Here is a 23,578-nt window from a genome sequence, read left to right on the forward strand (position 1 = left end):
TGATGAAACCTGTAGCGGCTTCCGCGGCGACCAACCTCCGTAGATTCCCTTACCGGGCTCGGCCCGAATGTTTCGCGAATGCCTGGGGTGGTATCGATATGCCATCCCAATCGCTTTCTACAGGAGGCGTTCATGGTCCAGGTCTATTTTCACTGCTCCAACACCGAGGGCACGCTGATCGACCGCTACGGGGCCGTCGTCGCCAATCTGACCGAGGCGCGCGACCGCGCCGCCCAGATCATGAACTCGATGATCCAGACGCCCGGTGCCGAAGACTGGCGCGACTGGGTCATCCATATCAGCGACGATGACGGCGAGGAGATTTTCGATCTCCCGTTCACCGCCATTCTCGGCAAGCCGCATTGAGGTGATGCCATGTTGCTGTCGTCACTGAACCTGCTCCGCCAGCCTCTGACCTTCGTCACCACCAAATGGCAGACGCTGATCCGCGTCGCGGGCAACCCCTACCGCCCCGAGCTGCACTACATGCGCGGGCCCGGCCCGAAATGGCACGCCAAGCATCAGGCGAGCCGGCTGGACCGCTCGCTGTGAGCACCGTCCACTGCTTTCCTAGAACAGATCGTTCTCTCCACTCGTCATGCCCGGGCTTGTCCCGGGTATCCACGTCTTGGCCACCACGAAGGAACGTGGATGGCCGGGACAAGCCCGGCCATGATGAGCCCCGGGGAAGCGCTTCCCTACCTCACCGCCCCGTAAACTTCGCCTTGCGCTTCTCGATGAAGGCATTGCGGCCTTCGATGGCGTCCGCGCTTTTGCGGATCGTGGCCTGAAGCTCGATCTCGCGGCGGAACTGCGCCTCGTAGGTCGCATGCTCGCTCTCCTCGACGAGCGCGCGCGTTGCCACCAAGGCGCGCGTCGGACCATCAGCCAGACGGCGTGCCAGCGTCAGCGCCTCCTCCATCAGCTTGGCATCGTCGACGACCTGCCGCACCAGGCCGATCTCCTGCGCACGTTCCGCCGTCAGCGGCTCGTTCAGCAGCATCAGCTCGAGCGCGCGCTGCCGGCCGACCAGCCGCGGCAGCAGCCAGGTCGAGCCGAGATCGGGCACCAGCGCGATGCGGCTGAACACCTGGATAAAGCTCGCCGACCGCGCGGCGACGATCATGTCGCCGGCCATCGCCAGACTGAAGCCGCCGCCGGCCGCCACGCCATTGACGGCGACCACGACGGGCACGCGGCACTCGCGCAAGGCCTTGAAGGCCGGCCAGTAGAAGCGCATGACGCCGGCGGCGATATCCTCGCCGAGCGCCTCTGAAGCCTTCAGGTTCTGGCCCGAGCAGAAGCCGCGCCCGGCCCCGGTCAGGATGAGGGCGCGGACGTCCTCGTCCTTCGTCATCTCGGCGAGGGCGGCGGCGAGCGCGCCGAGCAGGTCCGGCGTCATTGCGTTCAGGCTCGCCGGCTCGTCGAGGGTCACGATCCCGACCGCGCCATCCCGCGCCTGTTTCACACCAGCCATGTCGCTCCTCCCTTTTGATGTTCTCGTTGGCCGCAATGTGCCATGGTCCGCGCGCTCCGCCAATTGCGGAGCCTCGCATTCAACGCAGCCACACAAGACGGCTGACGCAAGACCACCGAATCCAGAGATCAAGACGACATCATGCCTCATCAGTTCAGCCTCAACCAAACCGTCCGCAAACCTGCCGTCACATCCAAGGGCGGCATCGTCGCCTCGCAATCGCGACGGGCAGCTGAAGTCGGGGCGCAGGTGCTGGCCGCGGGTGGCGACTGCGTCGACGCGATCGTCGCGACCACTTTTGCCCTGAATGTGCTGGAGCCCTGGAATAGCGGTATCGGCGGCGGTGGTGCGATGGTGCTCTACCGGGCCAAGGAAAATCGCACCGAGGTGATCGACTACGGCATGTGCGCGCCACAGAGCCTGCACGCCGCCGACTATCCACTCAGTGGCGAAGGCGCGGCGTCCGACCTGTTTCCCTGGTCGCGGGTGAAGGATGATCGCAACATCCATGGTCCCGGCTCGATTGCCGTCCCCGGCGTCGTTGCCGGAATGGAAGAGGCGCATCGGCGCTACGCAAAAATGCCGTGGAAGGATCTGGTCGCGCCGGCTGCCGCTCTCGCCGGCGAAGGCCTGCTGGTCGATTGGTGGACCACGGTGACGATCGCGGGCTCGGCCGCCGATCTCAGGCGCTATCCGGCCAGCGCAGCGGCGTACCTGAAGAACGGCCTGCCGCCGAGCGCGCCATGGGGCATCAAGTCCGAGACGCGGCTGCCGCAGGACTCGCTGAAGGCGACGCTGTCGCATCTCGCCGAAGCCGGACCGCGCGACTTCTACCAGGGCGATCTCGCCAGGAGCATCGCTTCCGACATCAAGGCCGACGGCGGTTCGCTGTCCGTGGAGGATCTCGCCGCCTTCCGTGCCCACCCGCGCGCGCCGCTGGCGATCCCCTATCGCGACGGCAAGGTGTACGCGACGCCTGAGCTCACGGCCGGGCCCACCATGGCGCACGCGCTGCGCCTGTTGCAGCAGAGCCTGAAGCCGGCAAGCGCGCCGGATGCGGCCGCCTATGTCGAATATGTACTCGCCTTGCAAGCAGCCTTCCGCGAGCGGCTCAAGGACATGGGCGATGCCGACGGCAAGCGCTCGCTCGGCGCCGAATATCTGGCGCCGGCCTGCACCACGCATTTCTCGGTGGTCGACCGACACGGCAACATCGCCGCAGTGACGCAGACGCTGCTCTCGTCGTTCGGCTCGCGATATGTGACACCGCATACCGGCATCACCATGAACAACGGCATCATGTGGTTCGATCCGACGCCGGGCACCACCAACTCGCTGGCACCCGGCAAGCGCTGCCTTTGCAACTACACGCCCGTCATCGCCGAGACGAAGGATGGCAAGCGCCTCGCCGTCGGTGCCTCCGGCGGCCGCCGCATCCTGCCGTCGGTGATGCAGCTCGTGTCCTTTGCGATGGATTACGGCATGGACCTCGACGCTGCCATCCATCAGCCGCGCATTGACGCCAGCGAGGGTGCGATCGTGATCGGCGACGCCCGTCTGTCGGCGGACGTACGCAAGACGCTCGCCGCGCGCTTCGACTATGAAGAGAGTCGCGTGCAGACGTTGCCGCAGAAATTCGCCTGCCCGAGCGTTGTGATGCGCGAGGGCGACACGAATTTTGGCGCGGTCGATATCTTTCAGCCCTGGGCCGACGCGGTGACGGAGGGCTGAACGCGCGGATCGATGCAAGATTGTGCCAGCGCGCGTTGTGCGCTCGCACGATTGCGTATCTCCGCGAGCGTCACGACTCCTCCGCATTTGCAGGCAACCTAGCTGCGCGCGGTTCGTTCGCTGAACGGACAAATGCGCTCGCCCCACTGGAGGACACAATGAAGAAACTTGCGCTCGCCGCGTCGCTGATCGTTGCGGCCGGCCTTACGTTTGCCGGCCCCGCGGCTGCAAAGGGTGGACACGGCCATGGACATGGTCACGGCCACGGCCGAGCAATGGGCCATCATTATCATAGCACGCCGCCTGGATGGCACCACGGGCGCAAGGTTGGCTGGCGCGGCATGGGGTGTCCGCCCGGCCTATGGAAACAGGGCCGCTGCTGACGCCCGCTCTGCAACTCCTGCAAGGCGTCGCCCGAAACCGGGCGGCGCCTTTCTTCAAATGCCGAGCCGGTCCCGCACGCGGCCCGCAATCACTGCGGTCGTCACGCCGACCGGCCAGAATGCGTACATCGGGATCGGCTTGATGCCGGTGATCGGCATGTCGATTTCCACCTTCGGCCCGCCGATCAGCCGGCGCGCGAGCTGCGCGCCCATCGCGGTCGAGAGCGCGACGCCACGACCGTTGCAGCCGAGCGAGATCAGCACGCTCTCCGCGGGCTCGTGCACGTGCGGATAATGATCCTTGGTGATGGCGAGCCGGCTGTTCCAGCCATGGGTCCAGGAAGCGCCCTTGAGCTGCGGCCAAAGCCGCTCGGCATAACGGATGAGATAGGCGACGTCATACGGCGACTTGATCCAGCGCATCGGGCCGCGGCCGCCCATCAAGAGACGGTTCTGCTGGTCGATGCGGTAGTAGACGGTGATGTGGCCGCTCTCGTAGAGGACGGGACGCGTCGGCATGATCGAACGGGCGACCTCGTCGGAGAGCGGCGCGGTGGCGGCGATCGAGGAGAACACCGGCACGATGGTGCGGCGGAGCGCCGGCCAGAGATCGTCGGTGAAGCCGTTGGTGGCGAGCAGCACCTTTTCCGCGTGCACCACCGCGCGCGGCGTCTCGATGCGCCAGCGCGTGCCGTCGCGGCGCAGCGACAATGCCGGTGTCTCGCCAAAGACCTTTGCGCCGGCGGAGATGGCCGCGCGCGCGAGGCCGCGCGCGTAACTGAGGGGATGCAGATCGCCGCCGCGCGCGTCCAGCATGGCGCCAATGTAGCGGTCGGTGCCGGTCATCTCGCGGAGCTGCTCGCGGTTCAGATATTGAACCGGCATGCCACGGCGGATGCATTGCTGCGCGGTCCTCTCGATCGCCGCAGCGCTCGCCTCGTGATAGGCCGCGCGCAGCGTCCCGTTCTGCCGCGCCTCGCAAGGAATTTGATAACGGCGGATCAGCTCATGCGTGAAGTTCGTGGTGCCGTAGGCGAACTCGATCATGCGGCGACCGAGGTCCGCGCCGAAATCGGCTTCGATCTGATCGGGGTCGTGCTTCAGCCCGGGATTGGTGTGGCCGCCATTGTTGCCGGACGCGCCCCAGCCCGGCTCCTGCGCCTCCAGCACCAGCGCCTCGACGCCCTGCTCGGCGAGATGCAACGCGGTGGAGAGGCCGGTGTAGCCGCCGCCGATGATCGCGACCGAGACGCTCTTGTCGACGTCGAGCGGCGGCGTGGCCACCGGTGCGACGGCGGTGTCGGCATAGAGCGAGGGCGGCAAAGGCAGACGCGTCATGGCGAAGACCGATCAGAGCGGATGCAGCACGCGGCGCAGGAAATCCTGCGTGCGCGGGTGCTGGGGTTGGTTGAGCAGCGCCTTGGCCGGCCCCTGCTCGACGATGACGCCGCCGTCGATGAACAGCACGCGGTCGGCGACGTCGCGGGCAAAGCCCATCTCGTGGGTGACGACGACCATGGTCATGCCGTCGTCGGCGAGCTTGCGCATGACGCCGAGCACGTCGCCGACGAGCTCGGGATCGAGCGCCGAGGTCGGCTCGTCGAACAGGATGGCCTTGGGCTGCATCGCGAGCGCCCGCGCGATCGCAACGCGCTGCTGCTGGCCGCCGGAGAGCTGCGGCGGATGCGCATCGGCCTTTTCCGCGAGCCCGACCTGGGCGAGCAGCGTTCGGCCGCGCTCGAGCGCCTGCGCGCGCTGCTCTTTCTTCACATAGAGCGGTCCCTCGACCACGTTCTCCAGCGCCGTGCGGTGTGGGAACAGATTGAAGCGCTGAAACACCATCGAGACCTGGGTGCGGATGTCCACGATCGACGGCGCGTCGCGGTCGACCTTCAGCCCTTCGACGCTGATCTCGCCGCGGTCATAGCTCTCCAGTCCGTTGATGCAGCGCAGGATGGTGGACTTGCCGGAGCCGGAGGGGCCGATGATGCAGACCACCTCGCCCTTCTGGACGGAGGCCGTGATGCCCTTGAGCACCTCGACCTTGCCAAAGCTCTTGTGGACGTCGCTCAGCTCGATCATCGCTTGCCGGCCCGCTTCTCGAAGTGACGGACCAGCAGGATCAGCGGGATGCTCATGGTGAGATACATCAGCGCCACGAGCGTGAATACGCTGGTGTTCTTGAAGGTCGAGGACGCGATCAGCTTGCCTTGCAGCGCGAGCTCGGCGACCGTGATGGTCGAGGCCTGCGAAGAGTCCTTCAGCATCATGATCATGACGTTGCCGTAGGGCGGCAGCACGATGCGCACGGCCTGCGGCAGCACCACGCGGCGCATGGTGAGCCACCAGCCCATGCCGATCGACTGCGCCGCCTCGATCTGGCCCTTGTCGATCGCCTCGATGCCGGCGCGGAAATTCTCGGCCTGGTAGGCCGAATAGGCGATGCCGAGCCCGAGGATCGCGGCCTGCAAGGCAGATAGCGTGACGCCGAGATCGGGCATCACGAAATAAAGGTAGAACAACAGCACGATGATCGGGATGCCGCGGATCACGTTGATCAGGCTGGCGCTGAGCATCGACAGCGCCTTGATGCCGGAGACCCGCATCATCGCCCAGACGAGGCCGAGCACCGTCGAGAGCAGCAGCGAGCCGATCGTGACGACGATCGTCAGCGCCACGCCGTTCATCAGGATCGGGAAGAACTCGACGGCGTCGTGCCAGAAGCCTTTCATCGGGCAGCCTTCGGTGAGCCGTTATCAGCCCTGGGCCTTCAGGCCCCATTTATCCAGGATCTTGTCGATGGTGCCGTTGGCCTTCAGCTTCGCGAGCGAGGCATTGATCTTGCCGAGCAGCGCGGTCTCGCCCTTGCGCACGCCGATGCCGACCGAGCCGACCGTGACCGGCTTGTAGCCGTCGACCAGGCGCACCTCGGGGAAGCCGCCCTGCTTCAGATTGTAGGCGAGGATCGGATAGTCGGCGTAGCCGGCCTTGAGGCGGCCGGTGTTCACGTCACGCAGGATGTCGGGAATGGTGTCGTAGGCCTTTACGTCGGCGAACAGGCCGGATTTCTTCAGCGCGTCGACGAAGGCGGTGCCGACCTGGGCGCCGACCGTCGCGCCTTTCAGATCGTCCTGCGTGGCATAGGCCTTGGTGTCGGTCTTCGGCACCACGAGGCCCTCGCCGTAGCTGTAGATCGGGTCGGAGAAGTCGACAACCTCCTTGCGCGGCGGCGTGATGAACATCGCAGCCGCGATGATGTCGATCTTGCTCGAGGTCAGCGACGGGATCAGGGCCGAGAACTGCATCGGTTCGATCTGCACGTTGAAGCCGGCATCCTTGCCGACCTCGGTGATGAGATCGACCATGATGCCCTGGATGGTGTTGGTCTTGGTGTCGAGGAAGGTGAAGGGAATGCCCGTCGGCGTCGAGCCGACCTTCAGCACCTGTTGCGCCGAAGTCGGCACTACGGTTGCAATTGCGAGTGCCGCTATCGCGGCCAGACCAAAACGCTTCATCGCATCCCCCTTTGGGTCCGGCCGGTGGCGGCGCTCGCGCATGTCGTGATCAGACGTTGCGAGCCAAGCCATTTCGGCCTATTTTCACCAATATGAAAATTTGGTCATACTTTCACGGACGATGCAAGCGGTTTTCATGCACATGAAGGAAGCGGTTTGACGTGAGCGGTGGCAAAAGAATGCGCAAACCGACCGCCGCAAAGCCGGCCAGGAAGGTGAAAGCCGTCGCCAAGCCGGCCGAGCCGGCGATGGACGTCGCCGTCGGCCGCCGCATCAGGGATCTGCGGCGGGTCAGGCAATTCTCGCTGGAAACGGTTGCTGCGCGCACGGACCTGTCGATCGGCTTTCTCAGCCAGATCGAACGCGGGCTGTCGTCGCCGTCGCTGCGCGTGCTGGCAACGCTCGCCGACGTGCTCGGCGTCGGCATCGCCGCTCTGTTCGGCGCGAGCCCGCGCGCCGACGGCGCATCCGACCAGGTGGTGACGCGCGGCCTGCAACGGCCGGAGTTGAAGCTCTGGCGCACCGGCGTATCAAAACAGCTGCTGAGCCCGGCCAGCGCCGACAACAAGCTCAACCTGTTCCTGGTGCATCTGGAGCCCGGCGGCTCCACCGGGGACGAGCTCTACACCCATGACGGCGAGGAAGCCGGCCTCGTGCTCGAAGGCGAGATGATGCTGACGGTCGACAGCGAGACGTGGTCGCTGAAGACGGGTGACAGTTTTCGCTTCGCGAGCCGAAGGCCGCACCGGTTTTCAAATCCGGCGAACGACGCGAAGTCCGTGGTGCTGTGGGTGAATTGCGTGACGGGAGCGGGATAGCGCCTGATTTTCCGTCATTCCGGGGCGCCGAAGGCGAACTATGGTGCGCAATTGCGCACCTGAGAATCTCGAGATTCCGGGTTCGATGCTTCGCATCGCCCCGGAATGACAGCGTCAATCACCCGAACCGATGATTGTACCGATCCACCGTCAGCGCGCTGACGTCGATGTCGGGCTTCTTGCCCGACAGCATGTCGGCGAGCACGCGGCCCGAACCGCAGGACATGGTCCAGCCCAGCGTGCCGTGGCCGGTGTTGAGGTGGAGATTGGCGTATTGGGTCGGGCCGATCACCGGCGGGCCGTCCGGCGTCATCGGGCGCAGGCCGCTCCAGAACGTCGCCTTGGCGAGATCGCCGCCGCGCGGGAACAGGTCTGTCAGCGAATGATCGAGCGTGGCGCGGCGCGCATCGTAGAGCTTGTCCGAGAAGCCCGAGATTTCGGCGGTGCCGCCGACGCGGATGCGATCGCCGAGGCGCGTGATCGCGACCTTGTAGCTCTCGTCCATCACGGTCGATTCCGGCGCGCGGGAGGCGTCCTTGATCGGCACCGTGATCGAATAGCCCTTCACGGGATAGACCGGCAGCGAGATGCCGAGCGGCGCGACGAGCCGCGACGACCAGCTGCCGAGCGCGAGCACGTAAGCGTCCGCCTGCAACAGGCCGGCGCTGGTCGCGACGCCGCTGACGCGGGCGCCCTCGGTGACGATGCGATCGATGCCGGTGTTGAACATGAAGCGCACGCCGAGCGCCTGGGCGTGCTTGGCGAGCGACTGCGTGAACATGTGGCAGTCGCCGGTCTCGTCCTGCGGCAGGCGAAGGCCGCCGACGAACTTCTCCTTCACACCGCCGAGCGCCGGCTCGACCGCAATGCAGCCCTCGCGGCTCAGCACCTCGAAGGGAACGCCATATTGCTTGAGCACAGCAATGTCCTCAGCCGTGCCGTCGAGCTGCGCCTGGTAGCGGAACAGCTGCAGCGTGCCCTGCGCGCGATCGTCATATTGGATGCCGATGTCGCGGCGCAGGTCGCGCAGGCAATCGCGGCTGTATTCCGCGATCGGAATCATCCGGCTCTTGTTGACCGCGTAGCGCGCGCTGGTGCAGTTGCGCAGCATCTTGAGCAGCCAGACCCACATCACGGGATCGAGCTTCGGCCGGATCACCAGCGGGCCGTGCTTCATCAAGAGCCACTTGACCGCCTTCACCGGCACGCCGGGACCGGCCCAGGGCGAGGAATAGCCGGGCGACACCTCGCCGGCGTTGGCGAAAGAGGTCTCCAGTGCCGGCTCCGGCTGACGGTCGACGACCGTCACGTCATGGCCGGCACGTGCGAGGTAGTAGGCAGAGGTGACACCGATGACACCACTGCCGAGGATCAGAACTTTCACGCTTCGTCAAACTCCCGCGGCATCACGCTCGCCGCTGCAAGGAAACAACTCGCAACGGCGAGAGCAATTATCAGGCCACCTTCTTGATGGCGTCGCCGAGGATCGAGACCATCTGGTCGATGTGGCTCTTCTCGACGATGAGCGGGGGCGACATCGCAACGGAGTCGCCGCCGGTGCGAAGGTAGAGGCCGTTGTTGAAGCAGTCGACCAGCATGTCGTAACCGCGTGCGCCGACCACGCCGTCACGCGGTGCGAGCTCGACCGCACCCATCAGGCCGCAGTTGCGGATGTCGACGACGTTCGGCAGGCCCTTCAGCGAATGCAGCGCATCGCGCCAGTATTCGGCGAGCGAAGCACCGCGCGTGAGCAGGCCTTCGTTCTTGTAGATGTCGAGGGTCGCGATGCCCGCGGCGCACGCCACCGGATGCGCCGAATAGGTATAGCCGTGGAACAGCTCGATCTGGTTCTCCGGGCCGTTCATCATGCCGTCGTAGATCTTGCGGCTGGCGAACACCGCGCCGCAGGGCACGGTCCCGTTGGTGATACCCTTGGCGGTCGTCATCAGGTCCGGCGTGACGCCGAAGAAGTTGGCGGCGAACGGCGTGCCGAGGCGGCCGAAGCCGGTGATGACCTCATCGAAGATCAGCAGGATGCCGTGCTTGTCGCAGATCGCGCGCAGGCGCTGCAGATAGTTCTTCGGCGGCGGCAGCACCGCGGTCGAACCCGGCACCGGCTCGACGATGACGGCGGCGATCGTCTCCGCGCCGTGCAGGGCGACCAGACGCTCGAGATCGTCGGCGAGCTCGGCGCCATGCTCGGGCAGGTCCTTGGCGAAGGCGTTGCGGGTGAGATCATGGGTGTGGCGGATGTGATCGACGCCCGGCAGGAGGGTGGTAAAGGCACGGCGGTTGGCGACCATGCCCCCGACCGAGGTGCCGCCGAAGCCGACGCCGTGATAGCCGCGCTCGCGGCCGATCAGGCGGGTGCGGCTCGCCTGGCCGTTGGCGCGGTGATAGGCGAGCGCGATCTTGAGCGCGGTGTCGACCGACTCGGAACCGGAGTTGGTGAAGAAGACGCGGTCGAGGCCCTTCGGCGCGATCTCGGCGAGCCGCTCGGCGAAGTCGAACGCCAGCGGATGGCCCATCTGGAACGACGGCGCGAAGTCCAGCGTCATCAGCTGGCGCTCGACGGCGGCGGCGATCTGCTTGCGGCCGTGGCCGGCATTGACGCACCAGAGGCCGGCGGAGCCGTCGATCACCTGGCGGCCGTCGACGCTGGTGTAGTACATGCCCTCGGCCGAGGAGAACAGACGCGGCGATTTCTTGAACTGCCGGTTGGCCGTGAACGGCATCCAGTACGAATCGGTCTTGATGGTGTTCGGAATCTGATGAAGGGTCACGGCCGCGCTCCTTTGCTGACCCCATAGCTGAGCCACGGTTTCGGAACCGCAACAAGTCCTTTTCTGGCAACCTGCAAGCCATTGATTTGACTGGTCCCTCCGGTCCATATTTACGCGATCCGCAACACCTGCAACAGGGGCCAGGGGCATGAGCGTCGACATCGGTGGACGACTGCGATTCATCCGGGCGCGCCACAAGCTGTCGCAGCGCGAACTCGCCAAGCGCGCCGGCGTCACCAATTCGACGATCTCGCTGATCGAATCCAACCAGATGAACCCCTCGGTCGGGGCGCTCAAGCGCATCCTCGACGGCATCCCGATGGGGCTCGCCGAGTTCTTCGCGCTGGAGCCGGAATCGAGGCGCAAGATCTTCTACCGTGCCGAAGAACTGACTGAGGTCGGCAAGAAGCCGATCTCCTATCGGCAGGTCGGCGACAATCTGTTCGGCCGCAGCCTGCAGATCCTGAAGGAACGCTACGAACCGGGCAGCGACACCGGCCGCGTCCACCTCGTCCATGAGGGCGAGGAAGGCGGCATCGTGATCTCGGGCAAGCTCGAGGTCACCGTCGAGGACGAGCGCCGCATCCTCAACCCGGGCGATGCCTATTATTTCGAGAGCCGCCGGCCGCATCGCTTCCGCTGCGTCGGCGGCAAGCCCTGCGAAGTGATCTCGGCCTGCACGCCGCCGACGTTTTGAAGCGCGGTAAAATATCCGGACTCCTACGGGGTCACCGGTTTCTTACGGAGCTTGAGCCATCTCAATTTCCCGGAGCCGCACCGCTATATATTGCGAACCATAGCCGAGCAGCCTGGCGCAAGAGGTGCTGAGGTTATCGCCCGGAGTCCCAGGCACACCGGGGCCGCTTCGTAACAAGGCTCGCAGATGAAGATCACGCTCGCCAATGCAGAAGCCGCGCTCGACGAAGTCCAGCGCGACGCCGACAAGCTCCATTCGCGCGAGCTGCGCAAGGCCATCGCCGAATACATCGAGGAGCAGCGAGAGGCGCTCAAGGCGCTCCGGAAAAAGCTGCATTAACGAGACGCGGCGGAGCGAGAGGATCTCGCCCCGCCTTTTGTCTCAACGCTGCGTCAGCAACTCCTCGATCCGGATCGGAAAGCGGCGAACGCGCACGCCGGTCGCGTGCCAGACCGCGTTGGCGACCGCGCCGGCGCTGCCGGTGATACCGATCTCGCCGACGCCCTTGATGCCGAGCGCATTCACATGCGGATCGTGCTCCTCGACCGTGATCACGTCGAGTGGCGGCACGTCGGCATTCACCGGGATGTGGTACTCGCCGAGATTGGCGTTCATGATCCGTCCGCTGCGCCGGTCGGTGATGGCCTCCTCGTGCAGCGCGAACGACATGCCCCAGATCATGCCGCCGAACAGCTGGCTCTGAACCATGCGAGGATTGACGATGCGCCCGGCCGCGAACGCGCCGACCATGCGGGTGATGCGGACCTGGCCGAGATCGGGATCGACCTTCACTTCCGCGAACACCGCGCCGTGGGCGTGCATCGCATATTCCTCCATCGCGGCAGGGTTCGGCGCGCCGGTGCCGCGCGCCTCGACCTCGGCGACGCCGGCGCGCGCGAGGATCTCGGAATAGCTCTCGCCGCGGCTCTCGTCGTCGCGCCGGATCAGCCTGCCATCGCGCGCGATCACGCCGGCATTGCCGGCGCCGAACAGCGGCGAGCGTTCGTCATTGGTGGCGAGATCGGCAAGCCTGGCAATCACGGCCGCTCCGGCACTGTGGATCGCGGCACCGGCGGTGGCCGTGTGCGCTGAGCCACCGGCGATGCCGGCATCCGGCAGGTCGGATGTCCCCGCCTTGAACTCGACGCGGTCGACATCGAGGCCGAGACCGTCGGCCGCGATCTGGGCGAGCGCCGTCCAGGCGCCCTGCCCCATGTCGTGCGCGCCGATCTCCATCACGCCGGAACCGTCGCGGCGGATCGCCGCCCGCGCTTCGGCCTGGAACATCAGCGCCGGGAAAGTCGCCGTGCCCATGCCCCAGCCGACCAGCAGGCCGGCATCGTCGCGCATCTGCCGCGGCTGGAGCGACCGCTTCGCCCATCCGAAGCGCGCCGCGCCCTGCTCGTAACAGGCCCGCAGCGCTTTTGAAGAGAACGGCTTGCCGGTGATCGGCTCGACCTCGGCGTAGTTCTTCAGGCGGAAGGCCAGCGGATCCATGCCGCAGGCCCAGGCCATCTCGTCGATCGCGCTCTCGAGCGCGATCGAACCCGTCGCTTCGCCCGGCGCGCGCATGAACAGCGGCGTGCCGGTGTTGACGCGCACGGCGTCATGCGAGGTGCGAATCGCGGGCGCCGCATAGAGCGTGTGCGACGCATCGGCGGCGGGCTCGTAGAAATCGTCGAAGGTGCTCGACACGGTCCGCGCATGGTGATCGAGCGCGGTCAGACGCCCCTCGCCATCGGCGCCGATGCGCAGGCGCTGGCGCGTCGGCGCGCGATGGCCGACCGGGCCGTACATCTGCTCGCGGCGCAGCACGAGCTTGACCGGCTTGCCCACCAGCTTCGCCGCCATGATACCGAGAACCGGCGGACCGCCCATCAGCCCCTTGGAGCCGAAGCCGCCCCCGAGGAAGGGACTGCGAATGTGGATCTTGTCGTGCGCGATGCCGAACAGTTCGGCAATGCGCGCCAGCGACAGCATCAGACCTTGAGTCGGCATGTCCACGGACAGCCTGTCGCCATCCCATTGAACCACGATCGCATGCGGCTCCATCGCGTTGTGATATTGCGGCGGCGTCTCGTAAGTCGCGTCGATCAGCTTCGCGGCTGAGGCGAGCCCCGCCTCGATATCGCCGTGGTGATGCTCCGCGGGGTTACCGACACCAACGACCGGCGGCACGAAGCTCTCGCCGGCATCGAGGCCGACCAGCGGAGGCAGGGTCTCGTAGCGAGGCGCCAGCAGCGCCGCGCCTTCCGTTGCGGCCTCCAGCGTTTCCGCGATCACGACCGCGATGGGCTGGTTGGCGTAACGGACTTCGTTGCTCTGCAACGCTTCCATCCGGAACACGAACGGATTGGTCTTGATCTCCGGATCGATCGCGAGCTCCGGCTTGTGGTCCGGCGTCATGACGTCGACGACGCCGGGATGGCGCTTTGCGGCGGCGACGTCGAGCGAGGCCACGCGGCCCCGCGCAACACTCGAGACGGCCACCACCGCGAACAGCATCCCGGGCGGATGGTTGTCGGCGGCATAGGTCGCCCGCCCCGTGACCTTGAGGACGCCGTCACGACGGGTCAGCGGCTGGCCGATATTCGAGCCGTGCCGCAGATGGGCGGGCGCGCTGGTCAGGTTGAGCTCAGGCATGGATGGCTCCGGAAGTCGCGGCAAAGGGAGAGGCCGGCAGCGCGGGGATACGCGCAGGCGTACCGGCGGCGGCGAGCAGCAGCGCGCGCACGACGATGCGGCGCGCGAGCTCGATCTTGAAGGCATTGTCGCCGGACGGTTTTGCGTCGGCGAGCGCCCGCCAGGCCGCCTCCTGGAACGCGTCTGCCGTGGGCGCAACGTTCCTGAGCACGTCCTCCGCGGCACGAGCACGCCAGGGTTTTGCGGCGACGCCGCCGAGCGCAAGCCGCGCCTCCGCGATCTTGCCGTTCTCGATCCGCAGCGCAGCTGCGGCCGATACCACGGCGAAAGCATAGGACGTGCGCTCGCGGACCTTGAGATAGCGCGCGTGCGCGGCAAAGCCGCGCGCGGCGGGCGGCAGACGCACGGCGACGATGAGGTCTCCGGGTTCAAGCACGGAGTCACGCTCGGGCGTATCGTCGGGCAGGCGATGCAGTTGATCCAGCGCGATCTCACGCCGGCCGCCCCTGCCCTCGATCTCGAGGACGGCGTCGAGCGCGACCAGCGGCACGCCGAAGTCGGACGGATGCGTGGCGATGCAGTTCTCGCTCCAGCCGAGCACGGCATGGCTGCGGTTCTCGCCGCCGCGGGCGTCGCAGCCGCTACCGGCCTCGCGCTTGTTGCAGCGGCTGGCGGTGTCGTAGAAATACGCGCAGCGTGTCCGCTGCAGCAGATTGCCGCCGACGGTTGCGGCATTGCGCAACTGAGCCGACGCGCCGGAGAGCAGGGCCTCGGCGACGGCGGGATAGGATCTTGCAAAGTCCGCATAGTGCGCGAGATCGGCGTTGCTCACCAGCGCACCGATGCGCAATGACCCGTCGGCGAGGGTCTCGATTTGATCGAGCCCGTCGAGATGCGTGACGTCGACCAACCGGTCCGGACGGCTGACGCCGCCTTTCATGAGGTCGAGCAGGTTGGTGCCGGCGGCAAGAAAAACAGCGCCCGGCAGAGCGGCGGCGGCAACGGCCTCTGCGACCGTGGCGGGCCTGACATAATCGAACGGCTTCATGCGGAGCGCCTCTGATTGGATTCGTCCATATGTCCTTGCGCCTCCAGCACCGCATCGACGATGCCGGCATAGGCGCCACAGCGGCAGAGATTGCCGCTCATGCATTCGCGGATGCGTTCGGGATCGTTGCCGGCCTGCGCCTCGCTCATCATGCCGATGGCGCTCATGATCTGGCCGGGCGTGCAGAAGCCGCATTGAAAACCGTCATGGGCGATGAAGGCGGCCTGCACGGGATGAAGCTGGTCGCCGCGCGCGACGCCTTCGATGGTGAGGATGTCGGCGCCGTCGTGGCTGATGGCGAGCGCGAGGCAGGAATTGATGCGCTTGCCGTCAACGAGGATGGTGCAGGCGCCGCACTGGCCGCGGTCGCATCCCTTCTTGGTTCCGGTCAGATGGAGGCGCTCACGCAGGAGATCGAGCAGCGTGACGCGCGGATCGTCGAGGACGAATTCGCGCCGCGCACCGTTCACGGTGAGGCTGATGGAGTGGTTCATACAAGGCTCCGATCAGATATGGACATGAATCATCGTGCAGCGCGCCACCTCCGTGGCCGCCGTCGATACCGCGTCGCCCGAACACGGATGCAGGCCGACGCTTGAGCGAAGATACGGAGGCACCCTCCGTTTAACAAGGGTCGCCGCAAATATTTGGAATCTGTCAAAAGCCCCTGCGCCACCAACGCGATGCAGCCCGTTAAGGTTCAACAAGGGTTCAATCTAACCAATTCGTGATCTACATTGCCGGCATGGACGACCACACCGACCACACCCGCAAGCCCCGCGCCGATGCCGTGCGCAATCGCGAGCGCGTGCTCGAAGCGGCCAAGGTGGTGTTCAGCGCGGGCGGTCCCGAGGCAAGCCTGGAGGCCGTGGCCAAACGCGCCGGCGTCGGCATCGGTACGCTCTACCGGCATTTTCCGACGCGCGAGGATCTGTTCGAGGCAGTCTATCGGCGCGAAGTCGAGCAGCTCAGCGAGCTTGCCGAGCAGTTGAAGTACGCCAAGGACCCGGTGGACGCGCTGCGTCGCTGGCTGCGCTCCAATGTCGAATTCGTCGCCACCAAGAAAGGCATGTCGGCCGCGCTGGCGCTGACGTTCCAGAGCTCGTCCGAGCTCGCGGCTTTCTCCATGGACCGGCTGACCAAGGCGATCGGCTCGTTGCTCGACCGCGCGGTCGCGGCGGGCCAGATGCGCGGAGATATCAGCCCCGAGGACCTGCTGCGGGCGCTCGTCGGCATGTGCTACATGCACGACCAGCCCGGCTGGCAATCCTCGGTGCTGCGGATGCTCGACGTGTTCGTCGACGGTCTGCGGATGCAGCCCAGTGCCAAGACCAAGGCGCGCGCGGCCGGCTCTCGGCCTCCGCCAGCCAAGAAGGCCGGCCGCAAATCGAATCGCAAGCGCTAAAGCATGATCCGGAAAAGTGCACAGCGGTTTTCCGAAAAGATCATGCTTAAACAACAACCTGAAGCGCGATGACGATTCATCCTAATCGCATCGCGCTTTAGTTGGACAATTTGTCCTGTTGAGCCGCGCATCTCCTCGCACGAGTGTCTCACACCGACGTGAAGAAGCGTTTTGCGCTCGATCAAGCGACGCCCACCTCAGGAGATCTATCGGTCTCTTTGAAATGGACCCCGCTTGGATCTTCCACCGTGGTCGGCCGCATGGACCAAAGCCATGCGTACTTCAAGCTGGACGAATGACTCATGGCCGCATCCGGTCTGAGACGTAGCCTTACGATCGTACTCACGATCAAGATCGCAGTCATCCTTGGAGCCGCGATTTTCGTGTTCGCGCCGAGCAAGCGCCCTCGGGTCGACGCCAGCGCACTCGACCGCCAGTTTCTCGACCCCACGAACTCCGCCAATCAAGGACGCACGCAATGACATCGCTGGACGTCGTGTCGCTTTCACGGCTGCAATTCGGCCTGACCGCGCTGTATCATTTCCTTTTCGTTCCCCTGACGCTCGGACTTTCGATCCTGCTCGGAGTGATGGAGAGCGTCTACGTGATGACCGGACGCGCGATCTGGAAGGAGATGACGAAGTTCTGGGGCCTCCTGTTCGGGATCAACTTCGCGATGGGTGTTGCCACCGGCATCACCATGGAATTCCAGTTTGGCATGAACTGGGCCTATTACAGTCACTATGTCGGCGACATCTTCGGAGCCCCGCTCGCAATCGAAGGGCTGATGGCCTTCTTCCTCGAAGCCACCTTCATCGGTCTTTTCTTCTTCGGATGGGAGAAGCTGACAGCCCTGCAGCATCTCACCGTCACTTGGCTCGTCGCGCTCGGCTCGAACATTTCGGCATTGTGGATCCTGATCGCCAACGGCTGGATGCAGTATCCGGTCGGCGCCGAGTTCAATCCGGCGACCATGCGAATGGAAGTGACGAGCTTCATGGAAGTGCTGTTCAACCCGGTCGCACAGGCCAAGTTCGTTCATACCGTCAGCGCCGGCTACGTGACCGGATCGATGCTCGTGCTCTCGATTTCGGCCTACTACCTGCTCAAGGGACGACATGTCGAGTTCGCCAAGCGCTCGATGACCGTGGCGGCCAGCTTCGGCCTTGCCTCCGCCCTGTCCGTCGTCGTTCTCGGCGACGAGAGCGGATACACGGCCGGCGAAAACCAGAAGATGAAGATCGCGGCGATCGAGGCGATGTGGGAGACGGAGCCCGCGCCGGCATCCTTTACGCTGTTCGGATTCCCCAATCTCGAAAAGCACACCACCGAATATGAGGTGAAGATCCCCTGGGTGCTCGGATTGATCGCGACGCGATCCCTGGACAAGGAGGTGCCGGGCATCAAGGAGCTCGTCGCGCATGCCGAGCAACGGATCAAGAACGGCCTCATCGCCTACGACGCGCTCGAGAAGCTCCGTGCCGATCCATCCAGCTCAACCGAGAAGGCCCGTCTGGATGCGACGGCGGCGGATCTCGGCCACGCCCTGCTGCTCAAGAAGATCCGCCCCGACGTCCGCAATGCGACGCCGGAGGAGATCGCGAAGGCGGCATGGAGCACCGTCCCGGCGGTGTCTCCGCTGTTCTGGAGCTTCCGCTTCATGGTCGGGCTCGGCTTCTATTTCATCGCCCTGTTCGCGGTTGCCTTCGTGCTCGCCAGCAAACGGCAGCTCGATCGATACCGCCTCTTCCTTTGGGCGGCGCTGCTCAGTCTGCCGCTGCCCTGGATAGCGGCAGAGCTGGGCTGGATCGTCGCCGAGGTGGGACGGCAGCCGTGGGTCATCGAGGGCGTGCTTCCGACTTTTCTGGCTGTGTCCAACCTTTCGGCCGCCAACGTCTGGACCACCCTGATTGGCTTCGTGGTGTTCTATTCGACCCTCGCGGTCGTCGACATCTTTCTGATGGTGAAGACGGCCAAGGCCGGGCCCCAGGGGCCCCGCACCGAGCCGACCGTTCGTCTTGCCGCTGCCGAATAGGAGGAGCACCGTCATGTTCGACTACGAAACCATGCGACTGATCTGGTGGGCACTGCTCGGGATTCTCTTGATCGGCATTGCCGTCATGGACGGCTTCGACTTCGGCGTGGCGATCCTGCTTCCCTTCGTGGCCAAGTCGGACGTCGAGCGCCGCATCGTCATCAACACGGTCGGCCCCGTCTGGGAGGGTAACCAGGTCTGGTTGATCCTCGGCGGCGGCGCCATTTTCGCGGCCTGGCCGTTGCTCTATGCCACGGCTTTCTCAGGGTTCTATCTCGCGATGTTCCTGGTGCTCGCTGCGCTGATCCTGCGTCCGGTCGCGTTCAAGTTCCGCAGCAAGCTCGACGACGTGCGATGGCGCTCAACCTGGGATGTCGCGTTCTTCGTCGCGGGCCTGGTGCCAGCGCTCATCTTCGGCGTCGCATTCGGCAACGTCATCGTCGGCGTTCCCTTCCGCTTCGACGACACGCTGCGAATGACCTACGAAGGCACCTTGCTGGGCCTGCTCAATCCGTTCGCGCTGGTTTGCGGGCTGGTCAGCGTCGCCATGCTCACCCTGCACGGTGCCAACTACCTGGCGCTCAAGGCCGAAGGTCCGCTGGTCGCGCGGGGCATGCGCATCGGGCGGATGGCCGCATTGGCAGCTATCGCGCTGTTCATCGTCGCCGGCATCTGGGTGGCCTATGGCATCGAAGGCTATTCGATCGCTCAGCCCATTCCCCATGACGGCCCGTCCAACCCGTTGCTGAAGACGGTTACGAAGGAGGCCGGTGCCTGGCTCGTCAACTATCGACTGTTCCTATGGACGAAGGCGGCCCCGATCGTGGCCATCCTGATGCTGGCCGCTTCAGCCCTGCTGCTCGGCAAGCAGCGCGCCGGTCTCGCACTTCTGGCCAGCGGCCTCGGCATTGCCGCCATCATCGCGACGGCCGGCCTTTCGCTGTTTCCGTTCATGCTGCCGTCGTCGCTCGATCCCAGTGCCAGCCTCACCGTCTGGGACACGTCGTCGAGTCTCCTGACGCTGCGGATCATGCTCGCAGCAACGGTGATCTTCCTGCCCGTGATCATGCTCTACACCGCCTGGGTCTATAGCGTGCTGCGCGGACCGATCAACGAAGCGTTCGTCAAGGACGAGACGCATTCGACGGTGTACTAGCTGGAGACGACAATGTGGTACTTCTCGTGGATTCTCGGTGTCGCCTTCGCAGGGACCTTCGCCATCCTCAATGCGCTGTGGTTCGAGGCCAACACGCAGCGGGAACTCGGCGATACCGACACCGGACACCATAACTGAAGCGGACACCCGCACGCAGCCGTCCGTGCGGGTTCGTCGAACTTTCGCGCCGGCGGCTCCGATCGACGCAGCCGGCAACGTTTGGGACGGAAGGCCTAGGTCGCGAAACCGGGACCGGTCTTCGTCGCGCTCATCCGCGAGCGGATCAGCAGCAGCACGACGATGCCGATGTTCAGCGCATTCCACGCCACGCCGTTCGCGAACGCCGCGGCGTAGGATCCGGTGGCATCGAAGATGACGCCCGACACCCAGCCGCCGAAGGACATGCCGAACACGGACGCAAAGATCACGATGCCGACGCGCGTCGCCGCCTCGCTCGCCGGCATCGCCTCACGCACGATGATGGCGTAGCTCGGCACGATGCCGCCCTGGAACAGGCCGAACATCGCGGAGATCAGATACAGCGAGGTCAGGCTGTCGAAGAACAGATAGAACACCAGCGCAAAACCCTGCGCCAGCGACCCGACCAGCAGCGTGCGGATGCCGCCGATCTTGTCAGCGAGATAGCCGGAGCCGATCCGGCTGACGATGCCGCAGGCCATCATCAAGGACAGCATCTCGGCCCCGCGCGCCACGCCATAGCCGAGATCGCCGCAATAGGCGACGATATGCACCTGCGGCATCGCCATCGCCACGCAGCAGGCGATGGACGCGATCGAAAGCAGCACCGTCAGCGTGTTGGTCGACAACTTGAGATCGACCCGCGGCGGCGGTGCGTTGGCATGATCGCGGACCTTGTCGTTGCCCATCTGTGCGCGCAGGACGAGGACCAGAAGCGTCATCGTGCTGGCGCAGACCATGCCGATGCCGATATGGGTGTAGCGCCAGCCGATCTCCTGCGTGCCCCAGCTCACGACCGGCGGCCACATCGTGCCGGCGACATAATTGCCGCTGGCGACGATGGTCACGGCAAGTCCGCGGTAGCGCTCGAACCAGTGCGAGGCTTCGGCCATGAGCGGCGCGAAGGTCGCCGCGGTGCCGAGCCCGATGAGGAAGTAAGCCGCCACGAACTGCCAGAGCTGGCTCGACAGGCCCGCGAGCACGTTGGCGACGCCGAGAAAAGCGATGCTGATCGCCATGGCCGGCACGATGCCGAACCGGTCGGTGATCTTGCCGGCGATCACGCCGCCAAGCCCGAAGCCGAACATCATGAGGGTGAAAGCCAGCGACACTGCGCCGCGCGTGGCGCCGAATTCGGCCTGCACCACGGGAATCACGACCACGACCGCCCACATGCCGACGGCGCCGATCGAGCCGATCAGGAGCGCAATGATCAGCCGCATCCAGGCCTGACGGGAATCAGGGGTGAAGGAGGCCGGTGTTTGTCCTGGATGATTTGGTGCGTGCACGGGCCGGAACATGGCCCGCGGATCGCCACAGGGTCAAGCATTCTGGCGCGATATTGGGCATGCGCGGTGCACTGCGGTAAGAAGGAGCTTGGCGACCGCGCAATTTGCCACTAATTTGCAATCGGCGTGTGCACCTTTGCCGCGCGGAGAGCATGCCGGCGGGATGTTGCTGCGATTGACGCGATCGATGCGGATCAGGGTGGGGCGGATCATCGCCCTCGCCTACCTGTTCTGCGTGCTCGCGCCCGCTGCGGCGCTTGCCTGGGGCAATGGCCCTGCTCCGTGCCTTGACGATGTACTCCTCGCAGGTCCCGTGCCGGCGCATCACCAGATGCCGACCAGCCATCTGCATGGCGATGCCTCGCACGAACACGCGGGAACCCACGCTCACCACCAGACGGCCGCGCAGGACGCGCCGGCTCCGCATCATCACGGCGACAAGGGAACGGTGGGACCGTGCTGCGCCATGATGTGCGTGAGCGCGCTGCCGGCCGATCTGCCCGGCGTCGCCACGCCGCTGCTGCCCGTCTCCGCCTGCGCGCCCGAGCTCGTGGCCAGCCTGCACAGCGCGGCGCCGCCCGTGCACTACCGCCCCCCCATCGCCTGATCTGACGCGACGATTTCGGGCCGAGCGCGCTCTTGCGCGCGCGAACCTGTGGTCTCCAGATCAGGGATGAGACATGTTTACGCTTTCCGGGGCGAAGTCCGCCGCCGCATCTGCGGTCGGTGGACGACAGTGCCGATTCAATGGGCTGCTGCTGGCCTTTGCTGCGCTGGCGCTGTCCGGCTGCATGCCGGCAACGACACGAGTCGCCAGCGCCGATCCCGCCGATCCGGCGGCGAAGGTGGCGCACATCGGCTATCGCTCGACCATTGCGCCCTATACCAGCCTGCGCCCTGCGACGCCGGCGCCATGGCGTGGCCGCAATGACGCGGTGACGCCGCAGCCGAAGCAAGACAGGTAGGAGCGCGCCATGACACGCCATCTTGCGCGGGGCCTGCTCGTCCTCATTGCGCTCAGCGTCTCCGGCTGCGCCGCGTTCTCGCCCGACAGCGGGATGATCGCAGTCGCGGATCTGACAAGCCAGACCATCAACAAGGACGTCGCCTTCGTGCGAACGGCCGAGGGCGCCGACGCGGTCGACGCGCGCGTTCGCCAGCTGTTGTCGCGGACGCTGAGCGCGGACGCCGCCGTACAGATCGCACTGCTCAACAACAAGGGATTGCAAGCCGCCTACAACGAGCTGGCGCTGGCCGAGACCGATCTCGTCGAGCAGAGCCTGCCGCCCAATCCCGTGTTCGCGATCTCGCGGATATCGGGCAACGGCGCCAGCGAGATCGAGCGCCAGGTGGTCGGCGACATTCTCGCGCTGGCCACCCTGCCGTTCCGCTCCGACATCGCCCGCGACCGTTTCCGCGGAGCGCAGCTGCGCGCTGCCCTGGCGACGCTGCGGCTCGCGGCCGACGTCCGCCGCGCCTATGTCCGCACTGTCGCCGGCAACGAGATGGTGGCGCTGCTGACCGACGCGAAGGCCACGGCGGAATCGACCGCACAGCTCGCGGTCAAGCTCGGCGAAACCGGCTCGCTCAACAAGCTCGACCAAGCCCGCGAGCAGGTGTTTTACGCCGAAACCACCGCCGACCTCGCAACGGCGCGGCAGATGGCAACCAGCGCGCGCGAAAGGCTGGCGCGCCTGATGGGCCTGTGGGACGACGGTCTCGACTTCCGTCTGCCTGATCGACTGCCGGCGCTGCCGCGTCGGCCGCAAGCGTTGCCCTCGATCGAGGCCGATGCCGTGGCGCACCGCATCGACCTGCAGATCGCACGGCTGGAGCTGGCCGCGCTGGCGAAGGCCCTGAACCTCACCGAGGCGACGCGCTTCGTGACACTGCTCGATCTCGCCGGCATCTCCCGCCGCACCCAGGATCCGGAAGGGCCGCCGTTCCGCGAACGCGGCTTCGACGTGCAGTTCCAGATCCCGATCTTCGACGGCGGCGAGGTGCGGGTACGGCAGGCCGCCGAGACCTACAATCTCGCCTTCAACCGCCTGACCGAGCGCGCCGTGAATGTGCGCTCCGAGGCGCGCGATGCCTATCGTGTCTATCGCTCCACCTACGACATCGCAGGCCATTACCAGCGCGAGATCATCCCCTTGCGGAAGATCATCACCGAGGAGATGCAGCTGCGCTTCTCCAGCATGCAGGTCGACATTTTCGCGCTGCTCACCGAGGCACGACAGCGTTTGGCGTCGCTGCGCGGCGCGATCGACGCCAGGCAACGATTCTTTCTCGCCCAGGCCGATTTGCAGACTGCCGTCAACGGCGGCGGGTTGCCGACGGCCGGCGGCGACAATCCAACCACCATCGCCGCGGCAGCGCCTGCCGGCGGCGGCCACTGAG

The 23,578-nt window shown here is 65.7% G+C and carries 25 protein-coding genes; 14 read left to right on the forward strand and 11 right to left on the reverse strand.

Going from position 1 to position 23,578, the window contains the following annotated elements; translation table 11 throughout:
- Positions 1 to 132: 132 nt before the first annotated feature.
- Positions 133 to 366, forward strand: a complete 234-nt coding sequence (locus tag ACM42_RS05000) for a DUF6894 family protein (RefSeq protein ID WP_028180145.1) — start codon at positions 133 to 135, stop codon at positions 364 to 366.
- Between the two features lie 9 nt (positions 367 to 375).
- A complete protein-coding gene (locus ACM42_RS05005; protein ID WP_271526875.1) occupies positions 376 to 552 on the forward strand; it encodes a hypothetical protein in 177 nt (58 codons plus the stop codon).
- Positions 553 to 703: 151 nt separating this feature from the next.
- Here ACM42_RS05005 and ACM42_RS05010 read toward each other — a convergent pair whose 3' ends face one another.
- Entirely contained in the window at positions 704 to 1,477 is a 774-nt protein-coding gene (locus ACM42_RS05010) for an enoyl-CoA hydratase-related protein (RefSeq protein ID WP_271526876.1), read from the reverse strand.
- Positions 1,478 to 1,618: 141 nt separating this feature from the next.
- Here ACM42_RS05010 and ACM42_RS05015 point away from each other — a divergent pair, with 141 nt between their 5' ends.
- Complete coding sequence (locus ACM42_RS05015; RefSeq protein WP_271526877.1) at positions 1,619 to 3,208, forward strand: gamma-glutamyltransferase family protein; 1,590 nt, start codon at positions 1,619 to 1,621, stop codon at positions 3,206 to 3,208.
- Positions 3,209 to 3,645: 437 nt separating this feature from the next.
- On the opposite strand, the gene ACM42_RS05020 is transcribed toward ACM42_RS05015, so the two are convergent.
- Genes ACM42_RS05020 through ACM42_RS05035 form a run of 4 tightly spaced genes read right to left on the reverse strand, consistent with a single transcriptional unit; the run spans position 3,646 to position 7,106 of the window.
- Positions 3,646 to 4,929, reverse strand: a complete 1,284-nt coding sequence (locus ACM42_RS05020; RefSeq protein ID WP_271526878.1) for an NAD(P)/FAD-dependent oxidoreductase — start codon at positions 4,927 to 4,929, stop codon at positions 3,646 to 3,648.
- 12 nt (positions 4,930 to 4,941) lie between these two features.
- Positions 4,942 to 5,673 (reverse strand): amino acid ABC transporter ATP-binding protein, encoded by a 732-nt coding sequence (locus ACM42_RS05025; protein ID WP_271526879.1) that lies wholly within the window; start codon positions 5,671 to 5,673, stop codon positions 4,942 to 4,944.
- Positions 5,670 to 6,323, reverse strand: a complete 654-nt coding sequence (locus ACM42_RS05030) for an amino acid ABC transporter permease (protein WP_061879382.1) — start codon at positions 6,321 to 6,323, stop codon at positions 5,670 to 5,672. Before ACM42_RS05030 ends, ACM42_RS05025 begins: the two co-directional genes overlap by 4 nt.
- Positions 6,324 to 6,347: 24 nt before the next feature.
- Positions 6,348 to 7,106 carry an ABC transporter substrate-binding protein gene (locus ACM42_RS05035; protein ID WP_271526880.1) on the reverse strand — a complete coding sequence of 253 codons (759 nt, stop codon included), beginning with the start codon at positions 7,104 to 7,106 and terminating at the stop codon, positions 6,348 to 6,350.
- A gap of 179 nt (positions 7,107 to 7,285) precedes the next feature.
- On the opposite strand from ACM42_RS05035, the gene ACM42_RS05040 reads away from it, so the two are divergent.
- Positions 7,286 to 7,924: a helix-turn-helix domain-containing protein gene (locus tag ACM42_RS05040; protein WP_271526881.1), complete on the forward strand. Its 639-nt coding sequence runs from the start codon at positions 7,286 to 7,288 to the stop codon at positions 7,922 to 7,924.
- Positions 7,925 to 8,042: 118 nt separating this feature from the next.
- Here the strand turns inward: ACM42_RS05040 and ACM42_RS05045 are convergent, their stop codons facing one another.
- Both ACM42_RS05045 and ACM42_RS05050 read right to left on the reverse strand, forming a co-directional pair.
- Positions 8,043 to 9,308, reverse strand: coding sequence for a D-amino acid dehydrogenase (locus tag ACM42_RS05045; protein ID WP_271526882.1), 1,266 nt, complete (start codon positions 9,306 to 9,308; stop codon positions 8,043 to 8,045).
- A 70-nt stretch (positions 9,309 to 9,378) separates the two neighbouring features.
- A complete protein-coding gene (locus ACM42_RS05050; protein WP_271526883.1) occupies positions 9,379 to 10,707 on the reverse strand; it encodes an aspartate aminotransferase family protein in 1,329 nt (442 codons plus the stop codon).
- Positions 10,708 to 10,855: 148 nt separating this feature from the next.
- Between ACM42_RS05050 and ACM42_RS05055 the strand changes: the two genes are divergently transcribed.
- The gene (locus tag ACM42_RS05055; RefSeq protein WP_028180135.1) at positions 10,856 to 11,404 is read left to right on the forward strand and encodes a cupin domain-containing protein; all 549 of its coding nucleotides are present in this window, start codon (positions 10,856 to 10,858) and stop codon (positions 11,402 to 11,404) included.
- 186 nt (positions 11,405 to 11,590) lie between these two features.
- A complete protein-coding gene (locus ACM42_RS05060) occupies positions 11,591 to 11,743 on the forward strand; it encodes a hypothetical protein (protein WP_271526884.1) in 153 nt (50 codons plus the stop codon).
- Between the two features lie 42 nt (positions 11,744 to 11,785).
- Here the strand turns inward: ACM42_RS05060 and ACM42_RS05065 are convergent, their stop codons facing one another.
- Genes ACM42_RS05065 through ACM42_RS05075 form a run of 3 tightly spaced genes read right to left on the reverse strand, consistent with a single transcriptional unit; the run spans position 11,786 to position 15,589 of the window.
- The gene (locus ACM42_RS05065) at positions 11,786 to 14,047 is read right to left on the reverse strand and encodes a xanthine dehydrogenase family protein molybdopterin-binding subunit (RefSeq protein WP_271526885.1); all 2,262 of its coding nucleotides are present in this window, start codon (positions 14,045 to 14,047) and stop codon (positions 11,786 to 11,788) included.
- On the reverse strand, positions 14,040 to 15,095 hold the full coding sequence (locus ACM42_RS05070; RefSeq protein WP_271526886.1) for an FAD binding domain-containing protein: 1,056 nt from the start codon (positions 15,093 to 15,095) through the stop codon (positions 14,040 to 14,042). The genes ACM42_RS05065 and ACM42_RS05070 overlap by 8 nt, the downstream gene beginning before the upstream one ends.
- On the reverse strand, positions 15,092 to 15,589 hold the full coding sequence (locus ACM42_RS05075; RefSeq protein ID WP_271526887.1) for a (2Fe-2S)-binding protein: 498 nt from the start codon (positions 15,587 to 15,589) through the stop codon (positions 15,092 to 15,094). Before ACM42_RS05075 ends, ACM42_RS05070 begins: the two co-directional genes overlap by 4 nt.
- Before the next feature lie 251 nt (positions 15,590 to 15,840).
- Between ACM42_RS05075 and ACM42_RS05080 the strand changes: the two genes are divergently transcribed.
- The 5 genes from ACM42_RS05080 (at position 15,841) to cydX (ending at position 19,829) form a co-directional block, all read left to right on the forward strand.
- Entirely contained in the window at positions 15,841 to 16,500 is a 660-nt protein-coding gene (locus tag ACM42_RS05080) for a TetR/AcrR family transcriptional regulator (RefSeq protein WP_271526969.1), read from the forward strand.
- Positions 16,501 to 16,658: 158 nt separating this feature from the next.
- Positions 16,659 to 16,799, forward strand: coding sequence for a hypothetical protein (locus ACM42_RS05085; RefSeq protein WP_271526888.1), 141 nt, complete (start codon positions 16,659 to 16,661; stop codon positions 16,797 to 16,799).
- Between the two features lie 179 nt (positions 16,800 to 16,978).
- Complete coding sequence (locus ACM42_RS05090; RefSeq protein ID WP_271526889.1) at positions 16,979 to 18,535, forward strand: cytochrome ubiquinol oxidase subunit I; 1,557 nt, start codon at positions 16,979 to 16,981, stop codon at positions 18,533 to 18,535.
- A gap of 13 nt (positions 18,536 to 18,548) precedes the next feature.
- A complete protein-coding gene (gene cydB, locus ACM42_RS05095; protein ID WP_271526890.1) occupies positions 18,549 to 19,691 on the forward strand; it encodes a cytochrome d ubiquinol oxidase subunit II in 1,143 nt (380 codons plus the stop codon).
- A gap of 12 nt (positions 19,692 to 19,703) precedes the next feature.
- A complete protein-coding gene (gene cydX, locus ACM42_RS05100; protein WP_035677896.1) occupies positions 19,704 to 19,829 on the forward strand; it encodes a cytochrome bd-I oxidase subunit CydX in 126 nt (41 codons plus the stop codon).
- A 95-nt stretch (positions 19,830 to 19,924) separates the two neighbouring features.
- Here the strand turns inward: cydX and ACM42_RS05105 are convergent, their stop codons facing one another.
- Positions 19,925 to 21,190, reverse strand: a complete 1,266-nt coding sequence (locus ACM42_RS05105; RefSeq protein WP_271526891.1) for an MFS transporter — start codon at positions 21,188 to 21,190, stop codon at positions 19,925 to 19,927.
- A gap of 151 nt (positions 21,191 to 21,341) precedes the next feature.
- On the opposite strand from ACM42_RS05105, the gene ACM42_RS05110 reads away from it, so the two are divergent.
- The 3 genes from ACM42_RS05110 to ACM42_RS05120 all read left to right on the forward strand — a co-directional run bounded on the left by ACM42_RS05110 (position 21,342) and on the right by ACM42_RS05120 (position 23,577).
- Positions 21,342 to 21,785 carry a hypothetical protein gene (locus ACM42_RS05110; protein ID WP_271526892.1) on the forward strand — a complete coding sequence of 148 codons (444 nt, stop codon included), beginning with the start codon at positions 21,342 to 21,344 and terminating at the stop codon, positions 21,783 to 21,785.
- Positions 21,786 to 21,858: 73 nt separating this feature from the next.
- Positions 21,859 to 22,143 carry a hypothetical protein gene (locus ACM42_RS05115; RefSeq protein ID WP_271526893.1) on the forward strand — a complete coding sequence of 95 codons (285 nt, stop codon included), beginning with the start codon at positions 21,859 to 21,861 and terminating at the stop codon, positions 22,141 to 22,143.
- 9 nt (positions 22,144 to 22,152) lie between these two features.
- Positions 22,153 to 23,577, forward strand: coding sequence for a TolC family protein (locus ACM42_RS05120; RefSeq protein ID WP_271526894.1), 1,425 nt, complete (start codon positions 22,153 to 22,155; stop codon positions 23,575 to 23,577).
- The last annotated feature ends 1 nt before the right edge of the window (position 23,578 follow it).

The organism is Bradyrhizobium sp. CCBAU 25338, assembly GCF_028128965.1.
GTDB classification, from domain to species: Bacteria; Pseudomonadota; Alphaproteobacteria; order Rhizobiales; family Xanthobacteraceae; genus Bradyrhizobium; species Bradyrhizobium liaoningense.